Source organism: Cronobacter dublinensis subsp. dublinensis LMG 23823 (assembly GCF_001277235.1).
Taxonomy (GTDB): domain Bacteria; phylum Pseudomonadota; class Gammaproteobacteria; order Enterobacterales; family Enterobacteriaceae; genus Cronobacter; species Cronobacter dublinensis.
The window spans coordinates 4,098,734-4,123,574 of record NZ_CP012266.1 but is presented as its reverse complement, the minus strand read 5'-3'; the positions used below and the strand labels follow the sequence as shown (position 1 = coordinate 4,123,574).

Genomic DNA, 24,841 nt, shown 5'->3' with positions numbered 1-24,841 from the left:
AGTTATACGGACTGAAGGGTAAAAATGCCAGCCGTAGCCGCGCCCGTGGCGGGTTTCGGAGCTATCCGCAAAGGGCTACTTTACATATTCGATAGCGTTGACATACCAGGTGGCCTCGCCGCCCGGCGTCTGCACGGTCGCCACGTCGCCTTCTTCTTTTTTCAGCAGCGCGCGCGCCATGGGAGAGTCGATGGAGATGTAATCTTTGCGGCCAAAAATCTCGTCGTAGCCGACAATGCGAAAGCGCTTCACGTCGCCGTCGTCGTTTTCCACTTCGACCCAGGCGCCGAAAAAGACTTTGCCTTCCTGCTGCGGCGAATAGTCGACGATTTTTAACTGCTCAAGACATTTGGTGAGGTAGCGCACGCGACGGTCGATTTCGCGCAGGCGCTTTTTGTTGTACTGGTAGTCGGCGTTTTCGCTGCGATCGCCAAGGCTTGCCGCCCAGGTCACTTTTTTGGTGACTTCAGGCCGCTCTTCGCGCCACAGATAGTCGAGCTCTTTTTTGAGTTTTTCGTAACCTTCGCGGGTAATTAACGGCGTTTTCATCGGCTGGCCTTCGCTGATAATTTTAACGACCGTACCTTAGCGGGCGCGGTGGCGAATGTGAAGCGCCCGCGCCGCGAAACCGAAGACCGTTATCGTCCTCGCGTAAAAAACGGGCGTGGCCACACGAAACGCGCCAGTTCGTTTATGATTAGGATGGCGTCGGCGGCGTGGCGATGTCGCTCTTTAAGGACACGCTGCTTTTATGATGGAAAGTGAGGATAAGCTGCTGTTAAATATGCTTTGTAACAATTTCGACCAGAATATATACCAGATTTAACTCACCGGCTGACGCACACTTTTTTAGAATGGCGTTACAACTGTTTGAGCCTTTGGGAGTAAACACAATGCAAGAAAATTACAAGATTCTGGTGGTGGATGACGATATGCGCCTGCGCGCGCTGCTTGAGCGTTACCTCACCGAGCAAGGCTTCCAGGTGCGCAGCGTGGCAAACGCCGAACAGATGGACCGCCTGCTGACCCGCGAGTCCTTCCACCTGATGGTGCTTGATCTGATGCTTCCTGGCGAAGACGGGCTCTCTATCTGCCGCCGTCTGCGCAGCCAGAGCAACCCGATGCCGATAATCATGGTGACCGCGAAAGGCGAAGAAGTGGATCGCATCGTGGGGCTGGAGATTGGCGCCGACGACTATATCCCGAAACCGTTTAACCCGCGTGAGCTGCTGGCCCGTATTCGCGCCGTGCTGCGCCGCCAGGCGAACGAGCTGCCGGGCGCGCCGTCGCAGGAAGAAGCCGTGATCGCCTTCGGTAAATTCAAACTTAACCTCGGCACCCGCGAGATGTTCCGTGAAGATGAGCCGATGCCGCTCACCAGCGGGGAGTTCGCCGTGCTGAAAGCGCTGGTCAGCCATCCGCGCGAGCCGCTGTCGCGCGATAAGCTGATGAATCTGGCGCGCGGTCGCGAATATTCCGCAATGGAGCGCTCCATCGACGTGCAGATCTCCCGCCTGCGCCGCATGGTGGAAGAAGATCCGGCGCATCCGCGCTATATCCAGACCGTCTGGGGCCTGGGCTACGTCTTTGTGCCGGACGGCGCTAAAGCATGAGGAAGCTGCGCTTCTCGCCTCGAAGTTCTTTCGCCCGCACGCTGCTTTTAATCGTCACCTTGCTGTTCGCAAGCCTGGTGACGACCTACCTGGTGGTGCTTAACTTCGCCATCCTGCCGAGCCTCCAGCAGTTTAATAAAGTCCTGGCCTACGAAGTGCGTATGCTGATGACCGATAAACTGCAGCTGGAGGACGGGACGCAGCTGGTGGTGCCGCCGGCGTTTCGCCGCGAAATCTACCGCGAGCTGGGCATTTCGCTGTATGCCAACGAGGCGGCGGAAGAGGCGGGACTGCGCTGGGCGCAGCATTATGAGTTTTTAAGCCAGCAGATGGCGCAGCAGCTTGGCGGCCCGACGGAAGTGCGCGTCGAGGTCAACAAAAGCTCGCCGGTGGTGTGGCTGAAGACCTGGCTGTCGCCCAACATTTGGGTGCGCGTGCCGCTGACCGAAATTCATCAGGGCGATTTCTCGCCGCTGTTCCGCTATACGCTGGCGATAATGCTGCTGGCGATAGGCGGCGCGTGGCTGTTTATCCGTATTCAGAACCGGCCGCTGGTGGAGCTGGAGCACGCAGCGTTGCAGGTCGGTAAAGGGATCATTCCGCCGCCGCTGCGCGAATATGGCGCCTCCGAGGTGCGTTCGGTGACGCGCGCCTTTAACCATATGGCCGCTGGCGTGAAACAGCTCGCCGACGACCGCACGCTGCTGATGGCGGGCGTCAGCCACGATCTGCGCACGCCCCTGACGCGCATTCGTCTGGCGACTGAGATGATGAGCGAGGGCGACGGCTATCTGGCGGAGTCGATTAACAAAGATATCGAAGAGTGCAACGCTATTATTGAGCAGTTCATCGACTACCTGCGCACCGGGCAGGAGATGCCGCTGGAAACTGCCGATCTTAATGCGGTGCTGGGCGAAGTGATCGCCTCGGAAAGCGGCTATGAGCGCGAGATAGAAACGGCGCTGCAAAGCGGCGAAATACCGCTGCGCATTCATCCGCTCTCCATCAAACGCGCTGTGGCCAACATGGTGGTGAACGCCGCGCGCTACGGCAACGGCTGGATCAAAGTGAGCAGCGGCACCGAGCTCAATCGCGCCTGGTTCCAGGTGGAAGATGACGGGCCGGGCATTGAGCCGTCGCAGCTGAAGCACCTGCTGCAGCCGTTCGTGCGCGGCGACAGCGCGCGCAGCACCAGCGGCACGGGGCTTGGGCTCGCCATTGTGCAGCGGATCATCGATAACCATCATGGTCTGCTGGATATCGGCAAGAGCGAGCGCGGCGGGTTACGCATCCGCGCCTGGCTGCCAGTTCCGGTGGGCACGGTGGTCGCGAAAAACAGCTAACTTTTACGCATCGCGCCAAAAAAAAACGGCTCCTTTACGGAGCCGTTTTTGCGTGTGTCCACTTCAGCGTTGCGGACCGGCGCTTACCAGCGCGGCGCCCGCAGGCGTGTCGGTATATTTCTCGAAGTTGCTGATAAACAGCTGCGCCAGCTGCTGCGCTTTCTCCTGCCACTGTTCCGGTGAGGCGTAGGTGTTGCGCGGGTCGAGGATGCGCTCATCAACGCCCGGCAGACTGGTTGGGATAGCCAGGTTAAACAGCGGCAGCGTGAAGGTTTCGGCGTCGTCCAGCGAGCCATTCAGAATGGCGTCGATAATCGCGCGGGTATCCTTAATGGAGATGCGCTTGCCGGTACCGTTCCAGCCGGTATTGACCAGATACGCCTGCGCGCCCGCGGCCTGCATGCGTTTAACCAGCACTTCGGAATATTGCGTCGGGTGCAGCATCAGGAACGCCGCGCCGAAGCAGGCCGAGAACGTCGGCGTCGGCTCGGTCACGCCGCGCTCGGTGCCCGCAAGTTTCGCTGTAAAGCCGGAAAGGAAGTGATACTGCGTCTGGCTGGCGGTCAGGCGCGAGACAGGCGGCAGAACGCCGAACGCGTCGGCGGTCAGGAAGATCACTTTGGTCGCGTGGCCCGCCTTTGACACCGGCTTGACGATATTATCGATGTGGTAAATCGGGTACGAGACGCGGGTGTTTTCCGTTTTCGACGCGTCGTCGAAATCGATGCTGCCGTCGTCGCGCACGGTCACGTTTTCCAGCAGTGCGTCGCGGCGGATGGCGTGAAAGATATCCGGCTCGGCGTCTTCAGAAAGGCGAATGGTTTTGGCATAGCAGCCGCCTTCGAAGTTAAACACGCCGTCGTCGTCCCAGCCGTGTTCGTCATCGCCGATAAGACGGCGTTTCGGATCGGTAGAAAGCGTGGTTTTACCGGTGCCGGAGAGGCCGAAGAACACCGCCACGTCGCCTTTCTCGCCGACGTTCGCCGAGCAGTGCATCGACGCGATGCCTTTCAGCGGCAGCAGGTAGTTCATGATGGAGAACATGCCTTTTTTCATCTCGCCGCCGTACCAGGTGCCGCCGATAAGCTGCATCCGTTCGGTCAGGTTGAAGGCCACGAAGTTCTCTGAGTTGAGCCCCTGCGTTTTCCAGTCAGGGTTGGTGCACTTCGCGCCGTTCATTACGATGAAATCAGGTTCGAAGCCTTGCAGTTCATCATCGGAAGGGCGAATGAACATGTTCTTCACGAAATGCGCCTGCCAGGCCACTTCGGTAATGAAACGCACCGACAGGCGGCTGTCCGGGTTGGCGCCGCAGAAGGCGTCGATGATAAACAGGCGTTTGCCGGAGAGCTGCTGCGTCACCAGGCCTTTCAGATGCTGCCAGGTTTCCGGCGTCAGCGGTTTGTTGTCGTTTTTGCCTTTGCCGTTATCGGACCACCAGAGCGTGTCGCGCGTGGTGTCATCGCGAACGATGTATTTATCCTTCGGCGAGCGGCCGGTAAAGATCCCCGTATCCACGGCAACCGCACCCAGATCGGTCAGTACTCCGCGCTCATAGCCTTCCAGAGAGGGATCGAGCTCTTCGCGGTAGAGCATGTCGTAATCGGGGTTATAAACCACCTCCTGGACGTCGTTGATTCCGTAAGCCTTGAGATCCTGCGGGGTTATGCCTGTAACTCGCATTTCACTGCTCCTTAGCCAATTTATACTGCCTGAAATTGTAGGGTTGTTCCGGGGATGTTAACCGCGACAGGCTTCATAGATTTACGTAACTGATGGGTCGCCAGGCGCGCCATAGTGGAAAGTTCTGTGAGGCCGGTCACGACGGGATTCAGAGTATGGCAACATTTTATCTGTGAACGCGTTAATTGTTCCGAATATGTTATAAAAGCCACCCGTTAAACCCGCACTTTGTGACTGTAAGCGCTTTCCTGAAGAAAATTATCTTTTCTGTGAAAACCAAAACCGGCGAGCGATCTCACTGGATAATCGTCTTTTTGCTGTAGCGCAGCCGGTAATAACGCCCGAAAGCGTTTTTTTGACACTTCACGCTCACTTCACGAACGCGGTTTATCTTCATCGTGTGAATGTGTTTTTAAAGGATTATCGCTATGTCTGAACTTCTCCCCTTCGCGCGTACGACGCGCCTGGGCATCGTGGTTATCGCCGCGCTCTGCGGCTTGCTCATGTTTTTAACGGGCCCGCACAGCCAGATTGTGATGAGCCAGGGCTCGGCGCTGGTGGTGCACTCGCTGGCGATAACGCTCTGTGTCAGCGTCGCGCTGGCGGCGGTACGTTTGCGCGCGCCGCGTTTCTGGCTGATGACGGGCGCGCTGCTGCTGCTGGTCGGCCTGATGGCGGGCTGGATGCGCTGGTCCATCGCGGGCGTTAATGAACTCGACTCCGATGAAATGGTGGTGAGCTGGTACTTCAGTCTGGCCGCCACGCTCTTTATCGCCATGCCCTGGCTGCAACGTGACAGCGCCGACGGCGCGCCGGTTTCGCGCTGTCTGACGTTATGGAACAACGGCGTCGCGCTGCTGCTGGCGCTGGCGCTGGTGGGCGTGTTCTGGGGCGTGCTGCTGTTGTGGGCGAAGCTTTTCAGCGCGGTGAATATCTATTTCTTCGAAGCGCTGTTTTTCGACACGCAGCTCTTTGCCTGGGTGATGGTGACGGTCTCCGGCGTGGTGTGCCTGCTGCTCTGCCGCAGCCAGACGCGCATTACTGAGGCGCTGATCCGCTTCCTGACGCTGGTGGCGTCGGGCCTGCTGCCGCTCGCCGCGCTTATCGCGCTGCTGTTTTTAGTGACGCTGGCGTTTGTGGGGCTCGACGGGCTGGCGGCGCGCACCTCCTGTACCGGGCTGCTGAACGTGCTGGCGCTGGTGCTGCTGACGCTCGCCAGCCTGGCGGACGCCCCGTGGCGCAGCGCGCCGCCGCCGCACAAGGCGCTGCGCCTGCTCAATAACGCCGGGTTAATCCTGACGCCGCTGTTTGCCGCGCTGGCCGCGTGGTCGCTGTGGTTGCGCGTGCAGCAGTATGGCTGGACGCCGTCGCGCGTTTACGCCGCGCTTATCACCGCGTCGGTGCTGTGCTGGGCGGTGAGCGCCGCGCTGCGTGTCGCCCGTCGGGCGAAAACCGGCGATCAGGGTAACGATATGGGCGGCCGCGTTGTGATGCTATTTTCGTTCGCACTGCTGGTGTTAAGCCATTCGCCGGTGCTTGATCCGTGGCGCATCAGCGTGGAGAGCCAGATGGCGCGCTATGAGCACGGGGCGCAAAAGGCCGACTACCTGAGCCTGTATATGCTCCAGCACGCCGGGCGACGCGGTCAGGCGGCGCTGAATACGCTTCGCAATGACAACGCGTTTATGGCGGACCCTGATAACCGTCAGGCGATGAACAGCATGCTTGCTGAGGACACCACGTCGCCGGTCGGCGAAGAGAACCTGCGTCGCGCGATTACCCTTGCAAACGGCACGGCCACGCCTGATGAGAGCTGGTGGAAGTGGACACGGGAAGAGAACGGCTACAACGTGCGTAGCTGTTTATATGAGAAAGGAAGCTGCGTGGTATCGATGCTGGATCTGAATCATGACGGACAAAATGAGGTGCTGCTGTGCAGCGGCGTGGATCGCAGCTGCAGCGTGGCGCAGCGTGAAAACGGCGAGTGGCGGCAGGTCGGCTGGAGCATGACCATACCGGAAAGCCTGAGCCGTGAGGCGTTCCTGAAGGCGCTGCGCGACAATCACATCAAAGGGAAGGATAAAACCTGGCAGGATCTGGACATCGGCGGCGTGAAAATACCGCTCAATTATCAGGAATAAAACCCCATCAATAAAGCGCTTCCCGCCAGGCGGCGGGAAGCGCAGCAGGCCTTAATGCACCTGCGGATCGGCCGGAGAGGCGTTTTTGCGGATCCCGGCGATATCCATCGCGTCGAACACGTAGTGGGTGCCGCAATAGTCGCAGTGCATGTCCACTTCGCCGTCTTCTTCCAGAATCTGTGTTACTTCTTCATCCGGCAGCGTGCGCAGCGCGTCTGCGCAACGTTCGCGTGAGCAGGTGCATTTGAACTCCACCGCCTGCGGATCGTACACGGTCACTTCTTCTTCGTGGTAGAGACGCCATAACACATCGTTCGCAGGCAGCGTAAACAGCTCGTCCGCCTTGATGGTTTCGGTCAGCGTCGCCAGATGGTTGAAGTCGTCCGTCTGGGCGTCCTGCGCCGGCAATACCTGTAACAGCATGCCGCCTGCGGCGGGCTGGCCCTGCGCTTCGCCGGTGCGGATAAACAGGCGGGTCGGCAGCTGTTCGGAACGCATGAAGTAATCTTCGAGACACGCAGCCAGCGTGTCGCCTTCGAGCCCCACCACGCCCTGATAGCGTTCGCCTTCTTCCGGCGTAATCGTGATAACCAGATAGCCGTTGCCGACCAGCGTTTTCAGGTCTGCGTCCGCCGGAACATCGCCCTGCACGCGCGCGACGCCGCGCATCTGCTGCTGGTTGTTGCCGTTGATGACCGCGAGCGTCATCGGGCCGTCGCCCTGCAGCTGCACGGTAATGTCGCCCGCGAATTTCAGCGTGGCAGTCAGCAGGCTGGTGGCGACCAGCAGTTCGCCCAGCAGCGTTTTGACCGGCAGCGGATAGTCGTGGTTTTCAAGGATCTGTTTCCAGGTTTCTGAAACCGTCACCAGTTCGCCGCGCACGGCGTAATTTTCAAACAGATAGCGGTGTAATTGGTCGTGTTGAGCCATTATTCTCTCTCCTGGCGTGACGGTTATTCGCTGTCGCCAAATTTAAATTTGATCAGATCGCGGCGCTCTTTTTTATCCGGGCGACGATCCGGATGCGGCATGGAAAGGGCGTTGAGTTTACGCGCCAGCGCGACTTTTTCACGCTTTTCGATACTTTCTGCCGTCTCTTCGTACAGCAGTACCGCCTCGTTTGCCGGGCGACGCTGGTCGGTTATTCCTTTCACCACCAGCGTGCGTTCATCGTTTCCCTGACGCAGCGTTAATACCGCGTTCGGTTCGATAATTTTACTCGGTCTCGTCCGTTGCCCGTTGTAGTGCACCTTGCCGCCTTCGATCATCTCGCGGGCCAGCGTGCGGGTTTTGTAGAAGCGCGCCGCCCAGAGCCATTTGTCCAGGCGAACCCCTTCGGTGGATTTCTCTTTCATCACGACTCCTCGGTTTGCAGCGAGGGGATCAGACGACGGTAATCGCCAAGCGCCGGATGGCGCTGATAGCGCTTATCAGCCACGCCTGAATCAGGATTGGTGACGCCCAGACAGTAGCGAATACCAAACCGCGCGGCGGCGTCGAGAATCGGCTCGCTGTCGTCGATAAACAGCGTGCGTGACGCATCAAGACCGGTGTGCCGGGCAACGGCCTGCCATAACCGCTGATCCTCTTTTGGATAACCAAATGTGTGGGTGGAAAGTAATAAATCAAGGTGCTGAGCAAGCCCGGTATGCTCAAGCTTGACCGCCAGATTATGCGGATGCGCGTTGGTCAGCAGAATGCGCCGCTTGCCGCAGGCCTTCAGCGCGTCGAGAAACGGCACGGTATCTTCGCGTATCAGCGCGCGCGGCCCCTGTTCCGTCGTCATGGCGCAAATATCCAGCCCCAGGCGCTCGCTCCAGTAATCCAGACAGTACCAGTTTAGCGTATGCTGCACGGCGTGATATTCGGCGCGGATCTGGTTGTGGGCGTCATCCAGCGGGATGCCGCGCTGCTGGCTTAAGGTTTCGGGGACCAGCTTCTGCCAGAAAAAGGTATCGAACGCCAGATCGAGCAGCGTACCGTCCATATCCAGCAGAACGGTATCAACCTCCTGCCAGGCGATATCAATAGGCATGGGAACTCCCGCCTGAGGAAAAAGGGGCGACAGGTTACCATAAACCTGTCGCCGCCGGATTATCAGAAGAGGGGGCGAATATCCGCGGAGGGGACCAGCTGCGGATTGAAGCAGTTTTCGTAATAGCGCTGGATTTCTTCAATGCGGGTGCGGCTGCGCTGCCAGCGGCGCAGGGCCACGAGGCCATTATAAAGCGCGCAGACGAGCATAATCAGCATCAACAGCGACGTGCCGAAGTAGCGCCACAGCCCGGCGTTGTCCGGTACGCTGCTCAGCGTCACGTGCTGGGTGCCATTGGCATCGGTGCGCAGGCTGGTGACGACGCCTTCGGCGTGGAACGGCGTCTGCATTAACATCCCGGCCAGGCGCTGGAACTCTTTCCACTGCTCCTGCGGCGGGAAGTCATACAGCGAGGTCGGCGGCAGCGGCTGGTTGACCATATCTTTGCCTTCATCACTGATAATCATAAAGCCGCCCGGCGGCGGACTATTCAGCGACTGCGCGGCGCGGCTTGTTTCGCGCACGAAGAACGGCGCGGTCGAGGCGATCACCAGATTATCGAGCGATTCGGCGCTGACCGGGCGCAGCAGCACGTTAATGCCGTCGAGTTTGCCTTCTCCGGCGCGTTTGACCAGCGACGGCCAGTCTTTGGTATTGCCGAGGTTCACCAGCGCGTTTTTAAGCCTGACGCACTCGTCTTCGCCGGTACACAGCGCTTCGGTCTTCAGGACTATCTCCGCGAAATCATCCAGCAGCACCATGCCCGATTTCTGAATGGCCGAGGCGAGCTGCGGGTTGATTTTGGTGTCGCCTTCCTGCGGATGCAGCTGGCGATTGACCGCCTCCGCCAGCGCCGTGGCTTTGGTGACCGTGTCAGACTCCGGCAGGGGCAGGGGACTTGCGTTATTCCAGAGGATCTGCGAGCAGTCGAAGGGCATAAACGGGTAGTTCTGGCGCGTAGTGTAGCGGCCCGGCAGATGAATGTTGCACATGCCCGTGCCGTCGATGCGCAGCGTGTCCCCGACGCGCAGGCCCGCGGCGTCTAACTGCGCGACGCTGGTCGCCTCTACCGTCTGTGCGCCCTTAAGCCAGGAGATAGTCAGCCTGAACGGCATATCAAGCGGCACCGAGAGCGTCAGGAGCAACAGCACCAGCAGCGCGCCCGCGCCGATAACCGCGCTGCGCATCCAGTGCTGGAGCGGGAAGTGTTTAACCTCATCATGCAGCGACAGAAAACGTCCCTGGCGCACCACGTGGCGGTCCATATAAATGTCGATATCCGTTTTCTGGCCTAAGTCGTGTTCGATAAACGGTTGCCAGTGGGCCGGATAGATAAGGTCGATAATGCCGAGCGAAATATTATTAAGCTGTTCCTGATTGGTTTCGCCAAACAGGCCCCAGCGTTTCGGCGTGCCGCGCAGGCAATGGATTTCGCGCAGCGCGGTTTTCGCAGGCGGCGCATACAGCCCCCACAGACCCGCGCCGAGGAGCAGAATAGCGCCGCCCGCAAGCCACGGCAGCATGACCGGCGGCGTGACAAGACAGAGGAAAAACAGCACGAACGACGCGCAGATCAGCAGCGCTTCGCGTAACCCGTCCGGGCGGCCAAGCGCGTGCTCTTCCTGCGTCTCCTGGCGAATATTGAGCAACTCAATCTGTTCGCTCTCTTCGCCGCGAATCGACGCCAGGCCGGATGCAGGGCCTTCGAGCACGTAGCCGCGCGCTTCATGCACATGTTCCTGCAGCGAGTGGCCGTTAAGCGAGATAACCAGCGGCAGGGTTGCGGTACGGATAAGCTCGACGCTATTGTCGTCAGTGATGTATTGCTCACAGAACGGCGGCAGGTGCACTTCTACCGAATCGAGGTAGTAGCGCCATTTGTTCGGATCGTCAGACGAAAGGCCATAGCGGGTGATGGCGCGACGAATGCTGTAGACGGTATTGCTGTTCTGCGTCAGCGTTAATTTTACAGGCGCTTTGATGGCACCGGTCGGCGTCGGTGAATCCTGAAAACGCGAGAGCGTTTCCAGATAGCTTTCGATGGCGCTACGCTCTTCACTGCTGAGTTTACGGGTCGTGGCGCCAGCAAAAACCTGGGCGGGTAAACGGGGATGACGGGGGCGAATTTTGCGCTTTATCCACCAGCCTGCAATGACGATGCAGGCCAGCATAGCAGCGACGAAAATCAACAAAGTGCTCATGCTTTCCCCATCAAATCACGGTACTCAGTGCAAATGTAAACAAGTATTGCTCATGCAACATTAAGGCAGAACAATGAACAAAAATCGACAGGTATGGATTCAATTTGAGTGAAATTATTTGAGGCATACCAGCAGTAAATCAATGTTAGCAAAGCGAGAAGCGCGGAAATATCAGCAAATTCTTATTTTAAATTCAACCTCTTGACACAAATGGGTATTTGGGTTTTATGCGCGTGCGAGGTTGCAGGAATGTAAATAAAAAAACGATTCGGATTGCCGGAACCGTGCGGTGTGTCGCACAATGAGCGGAGATGTTGTTACCCGGTGGCCGGTTAATATGAATAAATCCCTGCAAAAACCCACTATTTTAAATATCGAAACCGTCGCCCGTTCACGGCTTTTCAGCGTCGAGCAGGTGAGTCTTGAGTTCAGCAACGGCGAACAGCGCGTCTATGAACGTATGCGTCCTTCTGAGCGCGAGGCGGTCATGATCGTGCCGATTATCGACGATCATCTGATATTAATCCGCGAATACGCCGTCGGCACCGAATCCTATGAGCTGGGCTTTACCAAAGGGCTTATCGATCCGGGCGAAAATATCTATGAAGCGGCAAACCGTGAATTAAAAGAAGAGGTCGGTTTCGGCGCAAATCAGCTCTCTTTCCTGAAAAAACTCACCATGGCGCCGTCTTATTTCTCCAGCAAAATGAATATCCTGGTGGCGGAAGATCTATATCCGGAGACGTTGCAGGGCGACGAGCCGGAGCCGCTGGTGCAGGAGCGCTGGCCGCTGGCGCACATGATGGATCTGCTTGAAGACCCGGATTTCAGCGAGGCGCGCAACGTCAGCGCGCTGTTTTTAGTGCGTGAATGGCTGAAGATGCACGGCAGGCTGTAGAAAGCAAAACGCCCCGTTACAGGGCGGTTTCACCGCGCGAGCCGTAACAAAAAAACGCCCCTGACGGGGCGTTTGTCGTTTTATCAGAACAGCTCGTGAGTTTCGCCGTTATCGATAATCGTCGTGCCGACTTCATGCACGGCCTGCTGGGTCGGTTGCGTGCCTTCGATAAAGTACTCCGCGCGGCTGTTGCCGCCGTTCGCCAGCTGACCGGTGCTGCGGTCGATATTGACCGTCACCACGCCTGGCGGTGGCGTTAACGGCTCTTCCGGCACGCCTTCCAGCGCGGCTTTCATATACGCGTCCCAGGCGGGCTGCGCGCTTTTCGCGCCGCCCTCGTAACCGGAGATCTGATTTTTAATCGCGCCGGAAGCCGTGGTGCGACCCAGATCGCGACGGTGATCGTCAAAGCCAATCCAGACAGACGTTACGACGCCCGGCCCGTAGCCTGAGAACCAGGCATCTTTCGAGCTATTGGTCGTACCGGTTTTACCGCCGATATCATGACGCTGGAGGTCGCGTCCGGCGCGCCAGCCGGTCCCCTGCCAGCCGGGCTCGCCGAAGATATTGCTGTTCAGCGCGCTCTTAATCAAAAACGACAGCGGCGTGCCTATCACGTGCGGCGCGTACTGCGGCGCCGGGCTCTGCGCGACCAGATCGCGGTTCGCCTGCTCAAGCTGCGGCATCGGCACCGGCGCGTTCTGCTGCTCAGCGGAGGTGGCGACGTTTTCTACGTCTTTATTCTCCAGCACGTCAGACTTCGGCGTTTCGCCGTAGATAACCGGAATATCACACTCCGGGCAGGCGATTTTCGGCTTCGCTTCAAACAGCGGCTCGCCCTGGTCGTTGGTGATTTTGCTGATAAACCACGGATCTACCAGGAAGCCGCCGTTCGCCATTACTGCATAACCGCGCGCGACCTGCAGCGGCGTGAAGGAGGCAGAGCCCAGCGCCAGCGATTCGGTATGCACGATATTCTGCGCCGGGAAGCCGAAGCGCTGTAGATATTCCGCCGCGTAGTCGACGCCCATCGCACGCATGGCGCGCACCATCACCACGTTTTTCGACTGTCCGAGGCCCTGACGCAGACGAATTGGCCCCGCGTATTCCGGCGGGGAGTTTTTCGGACGCCAGTCGGAGCCAGCACCCGCATCCCAGCGGGAAATCGGCACGTCGTTCAGAATGCTGGCGAGCGTCAGGCCCTTGTCCATCGCTGCCGTATACAGGAACGGCTTGATGTTGGAGCCTACCTGGCGCAGCGCCTGGGTGGCGCGGTTAAATTTGCTTTGGTTGAAATCAAAGCCGCCGACCAGCGCCAGTACCGAGCCATCTTTGGGGTTGATGGAGACCAGCGCTGAGTTGACGTCCGGCACCTGAGCCAGCCACCAGCTGTCATCGACCTTACGCACCCAGATCTGCTGGCCTGCCTGCAACACGTCGGTAACGCGGCGCGGCGTCGGGCCCTGCGCGGTGTCAGAGCGGTAAGGCCGCGCCCAGCGCACGCCGTCCATCTTCAGCGAGACCGACGAGCTGTCCGCCAGCAGGGCGGTGGCTTCGTCGGGGTTTGCTGAGGTCACCACGGCGGGCAGCAGCGGCCCGTAGGTCGGCAGCGCCTTCAGCGAGTCCGTGATTTTTTTGTCATCCCACGCCGCTTCGCCCACGCGCCATAGCACGTTAGACGGGCCGCGGTAGCCGTGACGCATGTCGTAATCCATCACGTTGTCGCGCACTGCTTTTTGCGCGGCCTGCTGAATACGGCGGGTAATGGTGGTGTAGACCTTATAACCGTCCTCATAGGCCTTCTCGCCGTAACGGCTGATCATCTCCTGACGCACCATTTCGGTCAGGTACGGCGCGGAAAACGCGATTTCCGGCGCGTGATAGTTGGCGTTGATGGTTTCGCTGCGCGCGTCGTCATACTGCGACTGGCTGATGTAGCCCTCGCTCAGCATACGCGAGAGCACAACGTTGCGGCGTGCGGTGGCACGGTCGAGCGAATAGAGCGGGTTAAAGGTCGATGGCGCTTTCGGCAGACCGGCAATGACTGCGATTTCACTTAAGGAAAGCTGGTCGACCGTTTTGCCGAAATAGACCTGCGCGGCGGCGCCCACGCCGTAGGCGCGATAGCCGAGGTAAATCTTATTCAGGTAAAGCTCAAGGATCTCATCTTTCGTCAGCAGTTGCTCAATACGCACCGCGAGAAAAGCCTCCTTGATTTTACGCATCAGCGTGCGTTCCGGGCTTAAAAAGAAGTTACGCGCCAGCTGCTGCGTAATGGTACTTGCGCCCTGAGAGGCGTGGCCGGAGAAAAGCGCGACGCTCGCGGCGCGGAAGATCCCAATAGGATCGACCCCGTGGTGCTCGTAGAAGCGGCTATCTTCCGTGGCGATAAACGCTTTTACCATTTCCGGCGGGATCTGGTTCAGCGTCAGCGGAATGCGGCGTTTTTCGCCGTACTGCGCGATCAATTCGCCGTCGGCGCTATAGATCTGCATAGGGATCTGCAGCCGCACATCTTTCAGCGTGGCGACGTCAGGCAACTGCGGCTCAATAAATTTATACAGACCGTAGATCGAGCCGGCTCCCAGCAGAATGCAAAAGACTGCAAGGAAGAATAAATACTTTACGAACTTCACCGAGGATTTCCCATTTAGTTTCTGTTGGGCAGTTTATAAACAACCGCGCGGTAGTATAAAGGCAAGCCAGAAGCATTGATATGGCATTTTCATTTGACGGGACAGGGAGAACCTCGGAAATGATCGGCAGACAATGGCAAATTGGTTTACATATTCAAACAGATAGCGTTATGGCGGTCGCGCTGACCTACGAGCGAGGCGGCTGGAAGCAGCAGCGCTGGTGGGCGCTGCCGCTCTCGCCGGGGGAGGGCGACGAACAGCGGCGCGAGGCGCTGATTGAGACGTTAACGCCGTGGCGCGCGCAGCTGCCGCGCACGGCGTCGATCCGGCTCGGGTTTCCGGCGCAGCGCACGCTGCAACGGGAGCTTCCCCGGCCCGTGACGGCGCTGTGCGAGCCGGAGTGCGAGGCGTGGCTCGGTGCCGTCGCGGCGCGTCAGCTTTCCCTGCCGCCCGACGCGCTGGCTTTTGATTATGCCGAAAGCCCGAATGGCAACGCGTATGCCGTTACCGCCGCCCGCGCTGCGGAGGTGGCGGAGCTCATGAACTGCGCCCGCGCGTTGCGCTTTACGCCTGCCGCGCTGACGCCCGATGCCAGCGTGCTGGCTGGCTTTTTCCCTTACACCGGCGACGCCTGTCAGGTCGTGGTGGCGCAGTCGGGCGCGCAGTGGCTGTGGGCGACCCGCGAACGCTGGGGCGTGTGCGCCATGCCGGGTGCCGGGGGGCTGGCGGCGCTTGGCGCGCAGCTTGGCGTACAGGCGCAGGAGATAGCGCTGTGCGGCGCGTTACCGGAAAAAGACGGCGGCTGGCAGACGTTTGACCCGTGGCAGGCCATTGCCCGGCCCTGTCCGCCGACGCCGGATAACCCCTGGCGCTTCGCTGTCGCGATTGGCCTGGCGCTGGGAGCGGCGTAATGCGACGGCATGTGAATTTGCTGCCGTGGCGGCATGTGCGGCGGCGCACGCGGCTTATTCGGTGGGGCGGCGTTTTTCTTCTCTGCGCGTTAGCGGTAGCGCTTGTGGCAGGCATCGGTTATCGCGTTATCACAAGGCACCAGCTGGCGCTCCAGCACCAGCTCGAGGCCCAAACCCTCGCCATTAGCGCGCAAAAGGCGCAACTGCAACAGGCGCGGCGGGCGGCGGCGGTTTATGAGGCGCTGAATGCCCGCTGGCAGCAGCGGCAGCGTCGCCGTGAGGACGTCGCGGCATGGCAGCAGCGCCTTATAACGCTCGCCGACGCGCTGCCCGAGTCGCTCTGGCTCACGGCGCTGCGCTTTCACGACGATCGCCTTGAGATAACCGGTAACGCTTACGAGCCGCAGGCGCTCGCGCTTTTTGAGGAGAAGCTGCGCGGGCTTGCGCCTTTTACCCGGCTGACGCCCGGCGAGACGCGCCGGGAACAGGAGGGCTACTGGCGCTTTAGCGTGTCGCTGCAGAAGGAGCCTGCCGATGCGCCTGCTCATTGACCGCTGGCTTACCGGCCCGGCGTCGCTGCGCGCGGCCTGCGCAGGCGGCTGGTTAGCGCTGCTCGCGGGCGTGGCTTATGGCGGTCTGGCGCCGCTTGTGGACGGCCTTCGTCAGCGGGAGGCGCAGTTTGCGCAGCAGTCCGCGGCGCTGCGTGCCTTGCAACAACAGCGTGCGGCGCTGCCCGACAGGCAACGCGAAGCCGCGGTGCTTGAGGCGCGGCTCGCCCCGACGCCGTTTTCGCCGCATACGCTCGACACCGGCGCGGACGGGCATCTCATCCGCTGGCAACCGCAGGGCGAAACGGGGGAGCTTGAGCTGGCGCTGGGCTGGGCGCACGTACCGGCGATATTCGCAAGGCTTGCGCAAACCGACATGCTGGCGCACGGGTTCGCGCTGCATGTCGACGACGGCCAGACGCTGCGCCTGACGTTACAACTGGGGCGCGCCGATGAAAAGTAACGCGTTGTTCGCGCTGCTGTTGCTGGCGTCTTTACCGGCTCTGGCCGGGCGCGACCCGTTTGCGCCGCCGCAGGCCCGCTGCCAACTTCATCAGGTCTCCCTCTGGCGCTACGGCGGTATGGTGCAGAAGGGCGCGTCGGTGCGGGTGCTGTTGCAAACGCCGTCTAAAACGTGGCTGCGAGTCAGCCCTGGCGCGATGCTCCCGACAGGCTGGCAGGTGACCGGCGCGGATGCCGGTAAAGTGACGCTGAAAAATGGCGAAGGGTGCCGCCCTTCGTTTCTGGTATGGACACTTAAGGAGGCGCAACATGATAAGGAAATCCCTTCCTTTATTATTACTCGCAGCGAACATCACCTGCGCCGCGCCCGCGAGCCAGGGCGTATCCCTGACCGCGGATGAGACGCCGGTCGTGCAGCTTTTGCAGGCGCTTGCGGAAAGCGAACAGCTGAATCTGGTGATCGCGCCGGGTGTTGAGGGCGTCGTCTCGCTGCATCTGCAGAATGTGCCCTGGCAACAGGCGTTTCAGATGGTGGCGGAGAGCGCGCGCCTGCGCTGGCAAAAAGAGAACAACATTTTGCGCGTCTACCCAGAGGCCTGGGAGCAGCAAAAACTCGCTCAGCGCGAGGCGTCGCGCCAGCAGCAGGCGCTGAATCTGCCGCTCGTCAGCGAGACCGTCACGCTGCGTTATGCCGAGGCGGCGGAGCTTGCCACGTCGCTCGCTGCGCTCGGCGATAAACTCATGACGCCGCGCGGCAGCGTCACGGTGGACAAACGTACCAATCGCCTGCTGATCCGTGACACCGCCGGCGCGCTGCGCCAGGTTCAGGAGTGGGTCGCGAAGATGGATATTCCCGTCGGGCAGGTGGAGCTGGCGGCGCATATCGTGACGATTAACCAGCAGAGCCTGCGTGAACTGGGCGTTAAGTGGAGCACGGCGGACGCCGAAGGCGCTACGAAGCTTTATCATCCCACGACTATTTCCGCCGATCTGGCGGTCGCCGATGCCACGACCCGGCTTGGCTTTAATATCGGGCGCATCGACGGACGTATGCTGGAGTTTGAGCTGTCGGCGCTGGAGCAAAAACAGAAGGTGGAGATCATCGCGAGCCCGCGTCTGCTTGCCGCGCACCAGCAGCCTGCCAGTATTAAGCAGGGCAGCGAAATCCCGTATCAGGTATCGAGCGGCGAAAGCGGCGCGACCTCGGTGGAGTTTAAAGAGGCGGTACTGGGTATGGAGGTGACGCCGACTATCGGACAGGGCGGGCGCATCCGGCTTAAGCTTCGCATTAGCCAGAATATGCCGGGACAGGCGCTGCAACAGGCCGATGGCGAAGTATTAGCCATTGATAAACAAGAGATTGAAACCCAGGTGGAAGTAAAAGACGGCGAAACGCTGGCGCTTGGCGGTATTTTCCAGCAAAAAAATAAAGCCGGGAATGAACAGGTGCCGTTATTGGGAAATATTCCGCTCTTCGGCAGCCTGTTTCGTCATGACGGGAAAGGCAACGAAAAACGCGAACTGGTCGTGTTTATTACGCCACATATTATAAACGGCGCCTGATCCGTATGGGAGTTTTTAGCCATTATCGTCGCCGGATGTTTGACGCCGGGGTGGAATTAGCATACAAGGAGTACCGATTTGAGAGTCGGTCGGAGGCGGAGCATCCGTTGTTGTTTTTTCACTCCTGTGCGTCAGACGCGGTGATTTATTCGGTTGCCAAACTACCTTGAGTGTTGAGATAATTTTTGATCTGACTCTCGCACTATCGCTTAAGAGGTTTCAGTTCATTTCCCGCAGCTCAGGGTTATTGCTCGCGGGTTTATCATCAACGAATTGTCTTAGTAGTACCGAAAAAATGGCAGAGAAACGCAATATCTTTCTGGTTGGGCCTATGGGTGCTGGCAAAAGCACTATTGGGCGTCAGTTAGCACAACAGCTCAACATGGAATTTTACGACTCCGACCAGGAGATCGAAAAACGTACCGGAGCTGATGTCGGCTGGGTCTTCGATGTAGAAGGCGAAGAAGGTTTCCGTGATCGCGAAGAAAAAGTCATCAATGAGCTGACGGAAAAACAGGGTATTGTACTGGCGACCGGCGGTGGCTCTGTCAAATCCCGTGAAACCCGCAATCGTCTCTCCGCGCGTGGCGTGGTGGTCTATCTGGAAACCACTATCGAAAAGCAGCTGGCCCGTACTCAGCGCGATAAAAAACGCCCGCTGTTGCAGGTTGATACGCCGCCGCGTGAAGTGCTCGAAGCGCTCGCTAACGAACGTAATCCGCTGTATGAAGAGATTGCCGACGTCACTATCCGTACTGACGATCAGAGCGCAAAAGTCGTGGCGAACCAGATTATCCATATGCTGGAAAACAACTGATTCCGGCGAAATCCTTACTCACCTGCGGGTAAAAGCACAGAAGGTTACTGAACGTCATGGAGAGGTTAACGGTTACTCTCGGGGAACGTAGTTACCCTATCACCATCGCAGCCGGATTGTTCAACGATCCGGCTTCCTTTTGGCCTTTGCGTGCAGGTGACCAGACGATGTTGGTCACCAATGAAACGCTGGCGCCGCTGTGGCTGAATAGCGTCCGCGCTACGCTGGAACAGGCTGGCGTGAAGGTTGACCAGGTGATCCTGCCGGACGGCGAGCAGTACAAAAGCCTGGCCGTGCTGGAAACCGTGTTCAGCGCCCTGCTGGAAAAACCGCACGGCCGCGATACCACGCTTATCGCGCTCGGTGGCGGCGTCATCGGCGATCTCACCGGATTTGCCGCTGCCTGCTATCAGCGCGGCGTGCGTTTTATCCAGGTGCCGACGACCCTGCTTTCACAGGTTGACTCCTCCGTTGGCGGCAAAACCGCCGTTAACCATCCGCTCGGCAAAAACATGATAGGCGCCTTCTGGCAGCCCGCCTCTGTGGTGGTCGATCTCGACTGTCTGAAAACCCTGCCTGCGCGCGAGCTCTCCTCCGGTCTCGCGGAAGTTATCAAATATGGCATCATCCTCGACCACGATTTCTTCCTGTGGCTGGAAGAGCATATCGACGCGCTGCTGGCGCTTGATGGCGCGGCGATGGCCTACTGCATTCGTCGCTGCTGCGAGATTAAAGCCGATGTCGTGGCGGCGGATGAGCGCGAAACCGGCATGCGTGCCTTGCTGAACCTGGGCCATACTTTTGGTCACGCTATCGAAGCGGAAATGGGCTACGGCAACTGGCTGCATGGCGAAGCCGTGGCTGCGGGTATGGTCATGGCGGCGCGCGCCGCGCAGCGTCTTGGGCAGTTTGAGGCGCAGGATGTCGAGCGTATTATCGCGCTCCTTAAACGCGCTGGCCTGCCGGTCACAGGCCCGGCGTCGATGACGGCTGAGGCCTATCTGCCGCACATGATGCGCGACAAAAAAGTTCTGGCTGGCGAGCTGCGCTTAGTGCTGCCGCTGGCTATCGGGAAGAGTGAAGTGCGCGGCGGAGTGCCGCACGATCTGGTCTTAAGCGCGATTGCTGACTGTCAGCAGGCGTGATCATTAAAAAGTACTGTTCGCCAGCGATGGCGTTTTTACTATCGGGCAATAGCGTGGCGCAGGCCGCACTGAGCCTTCGAGTGGGGTGTTAAATGGATGAATTCAAACCAGAAGACGAGCTGAAACCCGATCCCAGCGATCGTCGTCCTGGTCGTTCTCGTAAACCTGCTGAGTTCGACAACGAACCGCAAATCAACATTGATGACGTTGATCTCGACGCAGAAGATCGTCGCCCGGCGCGTACGCGTCGCGCGCAGACGGAAGAAACTTACGAAGCGGATGAATCGCTGGCCGATGACGAGGTTCAGGAACGTCGCCCGCGCAAGCGTAAAAAAGCGCCCCCGAAAGGGCCCATTTCTCGCCAGCATCTGATGATGGCGCTCGGTATTCTGGTGCTCGTGCTGCTGATTATCGGCATCGGTTCGGCGCTGAAAGGCCCGGACGCTAACAAAGCGGATGACGCGCAGGCGCAAAATACCCAGAAAAACATCGATCTGTCCGGTAACGCCGGTAATCCGTCCGATCAGGCTAACGGTGCGCAGCCGCAGCCGGGCGACACTTCCGCCGCGAACCAGACTACCGGCAATTCGCCGCAGGATATTTCGCTGCCGCCGGTCTCTTCTACGCCGACTCAGGCCCAGACACCGTCCGCGCCGGAAGGCCAGCAGCGTGTCGAAGTGCCGGGCGAACTGAACAACGCCCTGACGCAGCAGCAAGGCCAGATTGATAACGCGGTGTCGGGTTCGACGCTGCCGACCGAGCCTGCAACCGTGGCACCGGTAAACGGCAACGCCGCTGCGACGCAGCAACCGCGCGACGCCGCTGGGGCCCAGACGCCTGCGCGCCACAACGGCAGTACCACGCGTCCTGAGCGTAAGCAGATGGTAATTGAGGCTGAGCCGCGTAAAACGCAGACCACCCAGAGCAAACCGCAGCAGGCACCTGCGAAAACCACCGCGGCGGAACAGAAACCGGCCAGCGCGCCGAAACGCAGCGAGCCTGCGACCGGCACCGCTTCCGCTCCGGTGAAAGCGCCTGCTTCAACCGCAGCGCCAGCCTCAAGTGCCGCAACGGCGCCGAAGAGCAGCACACCTGCGGCGAGCCAGCCTTCCGCTCCGGCAGGCGGCGCGAGCGCGGGTAACGTTGGCGCGCTCAAATCCGCGCCGGGCAGCCACTACACGCTTCAGCTGAGCAGTTCTTCGAACTACAACAATCTGAATTCGTGGGCGAAAAAAGAGAATCTGAAAAACTACGTGGTCTACCAGACCACCCGTAATGGTCAGCCATGGTATGTGCTGGTGAGCGGCGTGTATGGCTCGAAAGACGAAGCGAAACGCGCTGTCTCTTCGCTGCCGGCGGACGTTCAGGCGAAAAACCCGTGGGCTAAGCCGATTCACCAGGTCCAGGCCGATCTGAAGTAATGAGTAAAGCGCAGTATGCTGTCGGAGCCTCCTCCACAGCGTGGGAAGGTATGAATTAATCAGGCAGCATGAAAAAATATCGCGCTTTTCTTAAATGGGCAGGGGGGAAATACCCCCTGCTCGACGATATCAAACGTCACCTCCCTGAAGGGGAGTGTCTTATCGAGCCCTTCGTCGGCGCGGGATCGGTTTTTCTTAACACCGATTATTCGCGCTACGTGCTATCTGACATCAACAGCGATCTGATAAGCCTTTACACCACGGTTAAAGATAAAACGGACGATTATGTCAGCGAGGCGCGTCTGCTGTTTACCGCCGAGCATAATCAGGCTGAGGTGTACTATCAGCTGCGCGAAGAGTTTAACCAGAGCCGGGACGAGTTCCGCCGCGCGCTGCTCTTTTTGTATCTCAACCGCCACGGTTATAACGGCCTGTGCCGCTATAACCTGCGCGGCGAGTTCAACGTGCCGTTTGGCCGGTACAAAAAGCCTTATTTCCCGGAGACGGAGCTGTACCACTTTGCCGAGCGCGCCCAGAGCGCGCTGTTTATCTGCGAATCCTATGACGCCAGCATGGCGCGGGCGCAGCAGGAGAACAGCGCGGTCGTTTATTGCGATCCGCCTTACGCGCCGCTCTCCGCCACCGCAAACTTTACGGCGTATCATACAAACAGCTTTAATCTGGAACAGCAGCGGCACCTGGCGCAGCTCGCGGAAGACCTGCAAAGCCAGCGCATCCCGGTGCTGATCTCCAATCACGACACCGAGCTGACCCGCCAGTGGTATCAGCAGGCGAAGCTGCACAAGGTGCGGGTTCGACGTAGCATCAGCAGCAATGGCGGCACGCGCAGAAAGGTGGACGAACTGCTGGCGCTTTACGAAGCCTGAGCCGGTTCCGTCCGCCATACACACAAGACTTAATGGAGAAGCGGATGAAACAGTATTTGATTGCCCCCTCGATTCTGTCGGCCGATTTTGCCCGGCTGGGTGAAGACACCGCCCGGGTGCTGGCCGCCGGTGCCGACGTCGTCCATTTCGATGTTATGGATAACCACTATGTGCCCAACCTCACCATCGGGCCGATGGTGCTGAAGGCGCTGCGTGATTACGGCATCACGGCGCCGATTGACGTACATCTGATGGTGAAACCGGTCGATCGCCTGATCCCGGATTTCGCCGATGCGGGCGCCAGCATCATTACGTTCCATCCGGAAGCCTCCGAACACATCGACCGCTCGCTGCAACTCATCAAAGAGCACGGCTGCAAAGCAGGCCTGGTTTTTAACCCGGCGACGCCGCTGAGCTATCTCGATTACGTAATGGATAAACTGGACGTTATTCTGCTGATGTCGGTGAACCCCGGCTTCGGCGGTCAGTCGTTTATCCCGCAGACGCTGGAAAAGCTCAAAGAAGTACGCCAGCGCATCGACGCCTCCGGGCGTGATATCCGTCTGGAAGTGGATGGCGGCGTGAAGGTCAGCAATATCGGCGCTATCGCCGCGGCGGGCGCGGATATGTTCGTCGCGGGCTCCGCCATTTTCAACGAGCCGGATTACCAGAAAGTCATCAACGATATGCGTAGCGAGCTGGCGAAGGTTTCTCATGGATAAGCTGCAATCGATTCGCGCGGTCGCTTTTGACCTCGACGGCACGCTGGTGGACAGCGCGCCAGGCCTGACGTACGCCGTGGATAACGCGCTCTATGCGCTGGAGCTCCCGACTGCAGGCGACGCGCGCGTCATCACCTGGATTGGCAACGGCGCTGACGTGCTGGTGGAGCGCGCGCTCACCTGGGCGCGTCAGGAGAAAGCCGCGCTGCGCGCCGCAGCGGGCAAACCTGCGCAAACGGACGCCATTCCCGAAGACGAACAGGCCCGCATGATGCGTCGGCTGTTTGACCGCTATTATGGCGAGGCCGTGGAAGCAGGCAGCGTGTTATTCCCGGACGTGTACGAGACGCTCGGCGCGCTGCGCCGTCATGGTATCGCGCTTGGTCTGGTGACTAATAAGCCGACGCCGTTTGTGGCGCCGATGCTGGAATCGCTCGGCATCGCGGAGTATTTCAGCATTATTATCGGCGGCGACGACGTGCAGCATAAAAAACCGCACCCGGAACCGCTGCTGAAAGTCATGGAAGCGTTGCAGGTGTCGGCGCAGGAGTTGCTCTTTGTGGGCGATTCACGCAATGATATTCAGGCGGCGCAGGCCGCCGGTTGTGCAAGCGTCGGCCTGAGCTATGGCTATAACTACGGCGAAGCGATAACGTTAAGCAACCCGGATCTCGTCTTTGACCATTTCCGCGACCTACTGCCCGCGTTCGGGCTACCCCACAGTGAAAATCAGGAATTGAAAAATGAGTAAGCCCATCGTTTTTAGTGGCGCACAGCCATCCGGAGAACTGACCATCGGTAACTACATGGGTGCGCTGCGTCAGTGGGTTAACATGCAGGACGACTACCACTGCATCTACTGCATCGTGGATCAGCATGCCATCACTGTGCGTCAGGACCCGGCCGCGCTTCGTAAAGCCACGCTGGATACGCTGGCGCTCTATCTCGCCTGCGGCATCGATCCGAAAAAGAGCACCATTTTTGTTCAGTCCCACGTGCCGGAGCACGCGCAGCTGGGCTGGGCGCTGAACTGCTACACCTACTTCGGCGAGCTGAGCCGTATGACGCAGTTCAAAGATAAATCCGCGCGCTACGCGGAAAACATCAACGCTGGCCTGTTTGATTATCCGGTGCTGATGGCGGCGGATATCCTGCTCTACCAGACCAACCTGGTGCCGGTGGGCGAAGATCAGAAACAGCATCTGGAGCTGAGCCGCGACATCGCGCAGCGCTTCAACGCTATCTATGGCGACATCTTCCGCGTGCCGGAGCCGTTCATCCCGAAATCGGGCGCACGCGTCATGTCGCTGCTGGAGCCGACCAAAAAAATGTCCAAGTCCGATGACAACCGCAATAACGTCATCGGCCTGCTGGAAGACCCGAAATCGGTCGTGAAGAAAATCAAACGCGCGGTCACCGACTCCGACGAGCCGCCGGTAGTGCGCTACGACGTGGCGAACAAAGCGGGCGTCTCTAACCTGCTGGATATTCTCTCGGCCGTGAACGGTAAGAGCATTCCGGAGCTGGAGCAGCATTTCGAAGGCAAAATGTATGGTCATCTGAAAGGCGAAGTGGCGGATGCCGTGTCCGGCATGCTGACCGAGCTTCAGGAGCGCTATCACCGCTACCGCAATGACGAAGCCTTCCTGCAAAGCGTGATGAAAGAAGGGGCCGAAAAAGCCCGTGCGCACGCAGGCGAAACGCTGAAAAAGGTATACGAAGCTATCGGCTTTGTAGCCCAGCCGTAAGGTCACGCAAAGAGAAACCGGGGTAATCCCGGTTTTTTATTGTTGCCGCTAAACCCCTCGCACGAGG

General features: G+C 59.2%; 23 protein-coding genes. 16 read left to right on the top strand and 7 right to left on the bottom strand.

Annotated elements, in window-relative coordinates:
- Nucleotides 1-75: 75 nt before the first annotated feature.
- Nucleotides 76-549, bottom strand: a complete 474-nt coding sequence (greB, locus tag AFK67_RS19155) for a transcription elongation factor GreB (RefSeq protein ID WP_007720667.1) — start codon at nucleotides 547-549, stop codon at nucleotides 76-78.
- Nucleotides 550-893: 344 nt separating this feature from the next.
- Between greB and ompR the strand changes: the two genes are divergently transcribed.
- Both ompR and envZ read left to right on the top strand, forming a co-directional pair.
- On the top strand, nucleotides 894-1,613 hold the full coding sequence (gene ompR / locus AFK67_RS19150) for an osmolarity response regulator transcription factor OmpR (protein ID WP_006177890.1): 720 nt from the start codon (nucleotides 894-896) through the stop codon (nucleotides 1,611-1,613).
- Nucleotides 1,610-2,956 (top strand): two-component system sensor histidine kinase EnvZ, encoded by a 1,347-nt coding sequence (gene envZ / locus AFK67_RS19145; RefSeq protein WP_007720670.1) that lies wholly within the window; start codon nucleotides 1,610-1,612, stop codon nucleotides 2,954-2,956. The genes ompR and envZ overlap by 4 nt, the downstream gene beginning before the upstream one ends.
- A 63-nt stretch (nucleotides 2,957-3,019) precedes the next feature.
- Here the strand turns inward: envZ and pckA are convergent, their stop codons facing one another.
- A complete protein-coding gene (gene pckA, locus AFK67_RS19140) occupies nucleotides 3,020-4,639 on the bottom strand; it encodes a phosphoenolpyruvate carboxykinase (ATP) (RefSeq protein ID WP_007720672.1) in 1,620 nt (539 codons plus the stop codon).
- A 428-nt stretch (nucleotides 4,640-5,067) separates the two neighbouring features.
- Between pckA and AFK67_RS19135 the strand changes: the two genes are divergently transcribed.
- On the top strand, nucleotides 5,068-6,780 hold the full coding sequence (locus tag AFK67_RS19135) for a DUF4153 domain-containing protein (RefSeq protein WP_038884641.1): 1,713 nt from the start codon (nucleotides 5,068-5,070) through the stop codon (nucleotides 6,778-6,780).
- A 51-nt stretch (nucleotides 6,781-6,831) separates the two neighbouring features.
- Here the strand turns inward: AFK67_RS19135 and hslO are convergent, their stop codons facing one another.
- The 4 genes from hslO to AFK67_RS19115 all read right to left on the bottom strand — a co-directional run bounded on the left by hslO (nucleotide 6,832) and on the right by AFK67_RS19115 (nucleotide 11,016).
- Complete coding sequence (gene hslO, locus AFK67_RS19130; protein WP_007720679.1) at nucleotides 6,832-7,710, bottom strand: Hsp33 family molecular chaperone HslO; 879 nt, start codon at nucleotides 7,708-7,710, stop codon at nucleotides 6,832-6,834.
- A 23-nt stretch (nucleotides 7,711-7,733) separates the two neighbouring features.
- The gene (gene hslR, locus AFK67_RS19125) at nucleotides 7,734-8,135 is read right to left on the bottom strand and encodes a ribosome-associated heat shock protein Hsp15 (protein ID WP_007720680.1); all 402 of its coding nucleotides are present in this window, start codon (nucleotides 8,133-8,135) and stop codon (nucleotides 7,734-7,736) included.
- Complete coding sequence (gene yrfG / locus AFK67_RS19120; protein WP_007720681.1) at nucleotides 8,135-8,815, bottom strand: GMP/IMP nucleotidase; 681 nt, start codon at nucleotides 8,813-8,815, stop codon at nucleotides 8,135-8,137. The genes hslR and yrfG overlap by 1 nt, the downstream gene beginning before the upstream one ends.
- Nucleotides 8,816-8,877: 62 nt before the next feature.
- A complete protein-coding gene (locus tag AFK67_RS19115; RefSeq protein ID WP_007720682.1) occupies nucleotides 8,878-11,016 on the bottom strand; it encodes an intracellular growth attenuator family protein in 2,139 nt (712 codons plus the stop codon).
- A gap of 337 nt (nucleotides 11,017-11,353) precedes the next feature.
- On the opposite strand from AFK67_RS19115, the gene nudE reads away from it, so the two are divergent.
- Entirely contained in the window at nucleotides 11,354-11,914 is a 561-nt protein-coding gene (nudE, locus tag AFK67_RS19110; RefSeq protein ID WP_007720684.1) for an ADP compounds hydrolase NudE, read from the top strand.
- Nucleotides 11,915-11,997: 83 nt separating this feature from the next.
- On the opposite strand, the gene mrcA is transcribed toward nudE, so the two are convergent.
- Nucleotides 11,998-14,550, bottom strand: a complete 2,553-nt coding sequence (gene mrcA, locus AFK67_RS19105) for a peptidoglycan glycosyltransferase/peptidoglycan DD-transpeptidase MrcA (protein WP_038884637.1) — start codon at nucleotides 14,548-14,550, stop codon at nucleotides 11,998-12,000.
- Nucleotides 14,551-14,720: 170 nt separating this feature from the next.
- Between mrcA and AFK67_RS19100 the strand changes: the two genes are divergently transcribed.
- From AFK67_RS19100 to trpS, 12 genes are all read left to right on the top strand, one after another.
- Nucleotides 14,721-15,461 carry a pilus assembly protein gene (locus tag AFK67_RS19100; protein WP_235047948.1) on the top strand — a complete coding sequence of 247 codons (741 nt, stop codon included), beginning with the start codon at nucleotides 14,721-14,723 and terminating at the stop codon, nucleotides 15,459-15,461.
- A complete protein-coding gene (locus AFK67_RS19095; RefSeq protein WP_032967138.1) occupies nucleotides 15,461-16,012 on the top strand; it encodes a PilN domain-containing protein in 552 nt (183 codons plus the stop codon). Before AFK67_RS19100 ends, AFK67_RS19095 begins: the two co-directional genes overlap by 1 nt.
- Nucleotides 15,996-16,472 (top strand): HofO family protein, encoded by a 477-nt coding sequence (locus tag AFK67_RS19090; protein WP_007720694.1) that lies wholly within the window; start codon nucleotides 15,996-15,998, stop codon nucleotides 16,470-16,472. The genes AFK67_RS19095 and AFK67_RS19090 overlap by 17 nt, the downstream gene beginning before the upstream one ends.
- The gene (locus AFK67_RS19085) at nucleotides 16,462-16,872 is read left to right on the top strand and encodes a HofP DNA utilization family protein (RefSeq protein WP_234013004.1); all 411 of its coding nucleotides are present in this window, start codon (nucleotides 16,462-16,464) and stop codon (nucleotides 16,870-16,872) included. The genes AFK67_RS19090 and AFK67_RS19085 overlap by 11 nt, the downstream gene beginning before the upstream one ends.
- Entirely contained in the window at nucleotides 16,781-18,034 is a 1,254-nt protein-coding gene (gene hofQ / locus AFK67_RS19080; protein ID WP_071602781.1) for a DNA uptake porin HofQ, read from the top strand. The genes AFK67_RS19085 and hofQ overlap by 92 nt, the downstream gene beginning before the upstream one ends.
- Before the next feature lie 295 nt (nucleotides 18,035-18,329).
- The gene (gene aroK / locus AFK67_RS19075; RefSeq protein WP_004386573.1) at nucleotides 18,330-18,851 is read left to right on the top strand and encodes a shikimate kinase AroK; all 522 of its coding nucleotides are present in this window, start codon (nucleotides 18,330-18,332) and stop codon (nucleotides 18,849-18,851) included.
- Nucleotides 18,852-18,907: 56 nt separating this feature from the next.
- Complete coding sequence (gene aroB, locus AFK67_RS19070; RefSeq protein WP_032967140.1) at nucleotides 18,908-19,996, top strand: 3-dehydroquinate synthase; 1,089 nt, start codon at nucleotides 18,908-18,910, stop codon at nucleotides 19,994-19,996.
- Nucleotides 19,997-20,088: 92 nt separating this feature from the next.
- Entirely contained in the window at nucleotides 20,089-21,417 is a 1,329-nt protein-coding gene (gene damX / locus AFK67_RS19065; RefSeq protein ID WP_007720702.1) for a cell division protein DamX, read from the top strand.
- A 68-nt stretch (nucleotides 21,418-21,485) separates the two neighbouring features.
- Complete coding sequence (dam, locus tag AFK67_RS19060) at nucleotides 21,486-22,304, top strand: adenine-specific DNA-methyltransferase (protein ID WP_038884633.1); 819 nt, start codon at nucleotides 21,486-21,488, stop codon at nucleotides 22,302-22,304.
- A 44-nt stretch (nucleotides 22,305-22,348) separates the two neighbouring features.
- Nucleotides 22,349-23,026, top strand: coding sequence for a ribulose-phosphate 3-epimerase (gene rpe, locus AFK67_RS19055; RefSeq protein ID WP_007753071.1), 678 nt, complete (start codon nucleotides 22,349-22,351; stop codon nucleotides 23,024-23,026).
- A complete protein-coding gene (gph, locus tag AFK67_RS19050; protein WP_007720710.1) occupies nucleotides 23,019-23,777 on the top strand; it encodes a phosphoglycolate phosphatase in 759 nt (252 codons plus the stop codon). The genes rpe and gph overlap by 8 nt, the downstream gene beginning before the upstream one ends.
- Nucleotides 23,770-24,774: a tryptophan--tRNA ligase gene (trpS, locus tag AFK67_RS19045; protein ID WP_007720712.1), complete on the top strand. Its 1,005-nt coding sequence runs from the start codon at nucleotides 23,770-23,772 to the stop codon at nucleotides 24,772-24,774. The genes gph and trpS overlap by 8 nt, the downstream gene beginning before the upstream one ends.
- The last annotated feature ends 67 nt before the right edge of the window (nucleotides 24,775-24,841 follow it).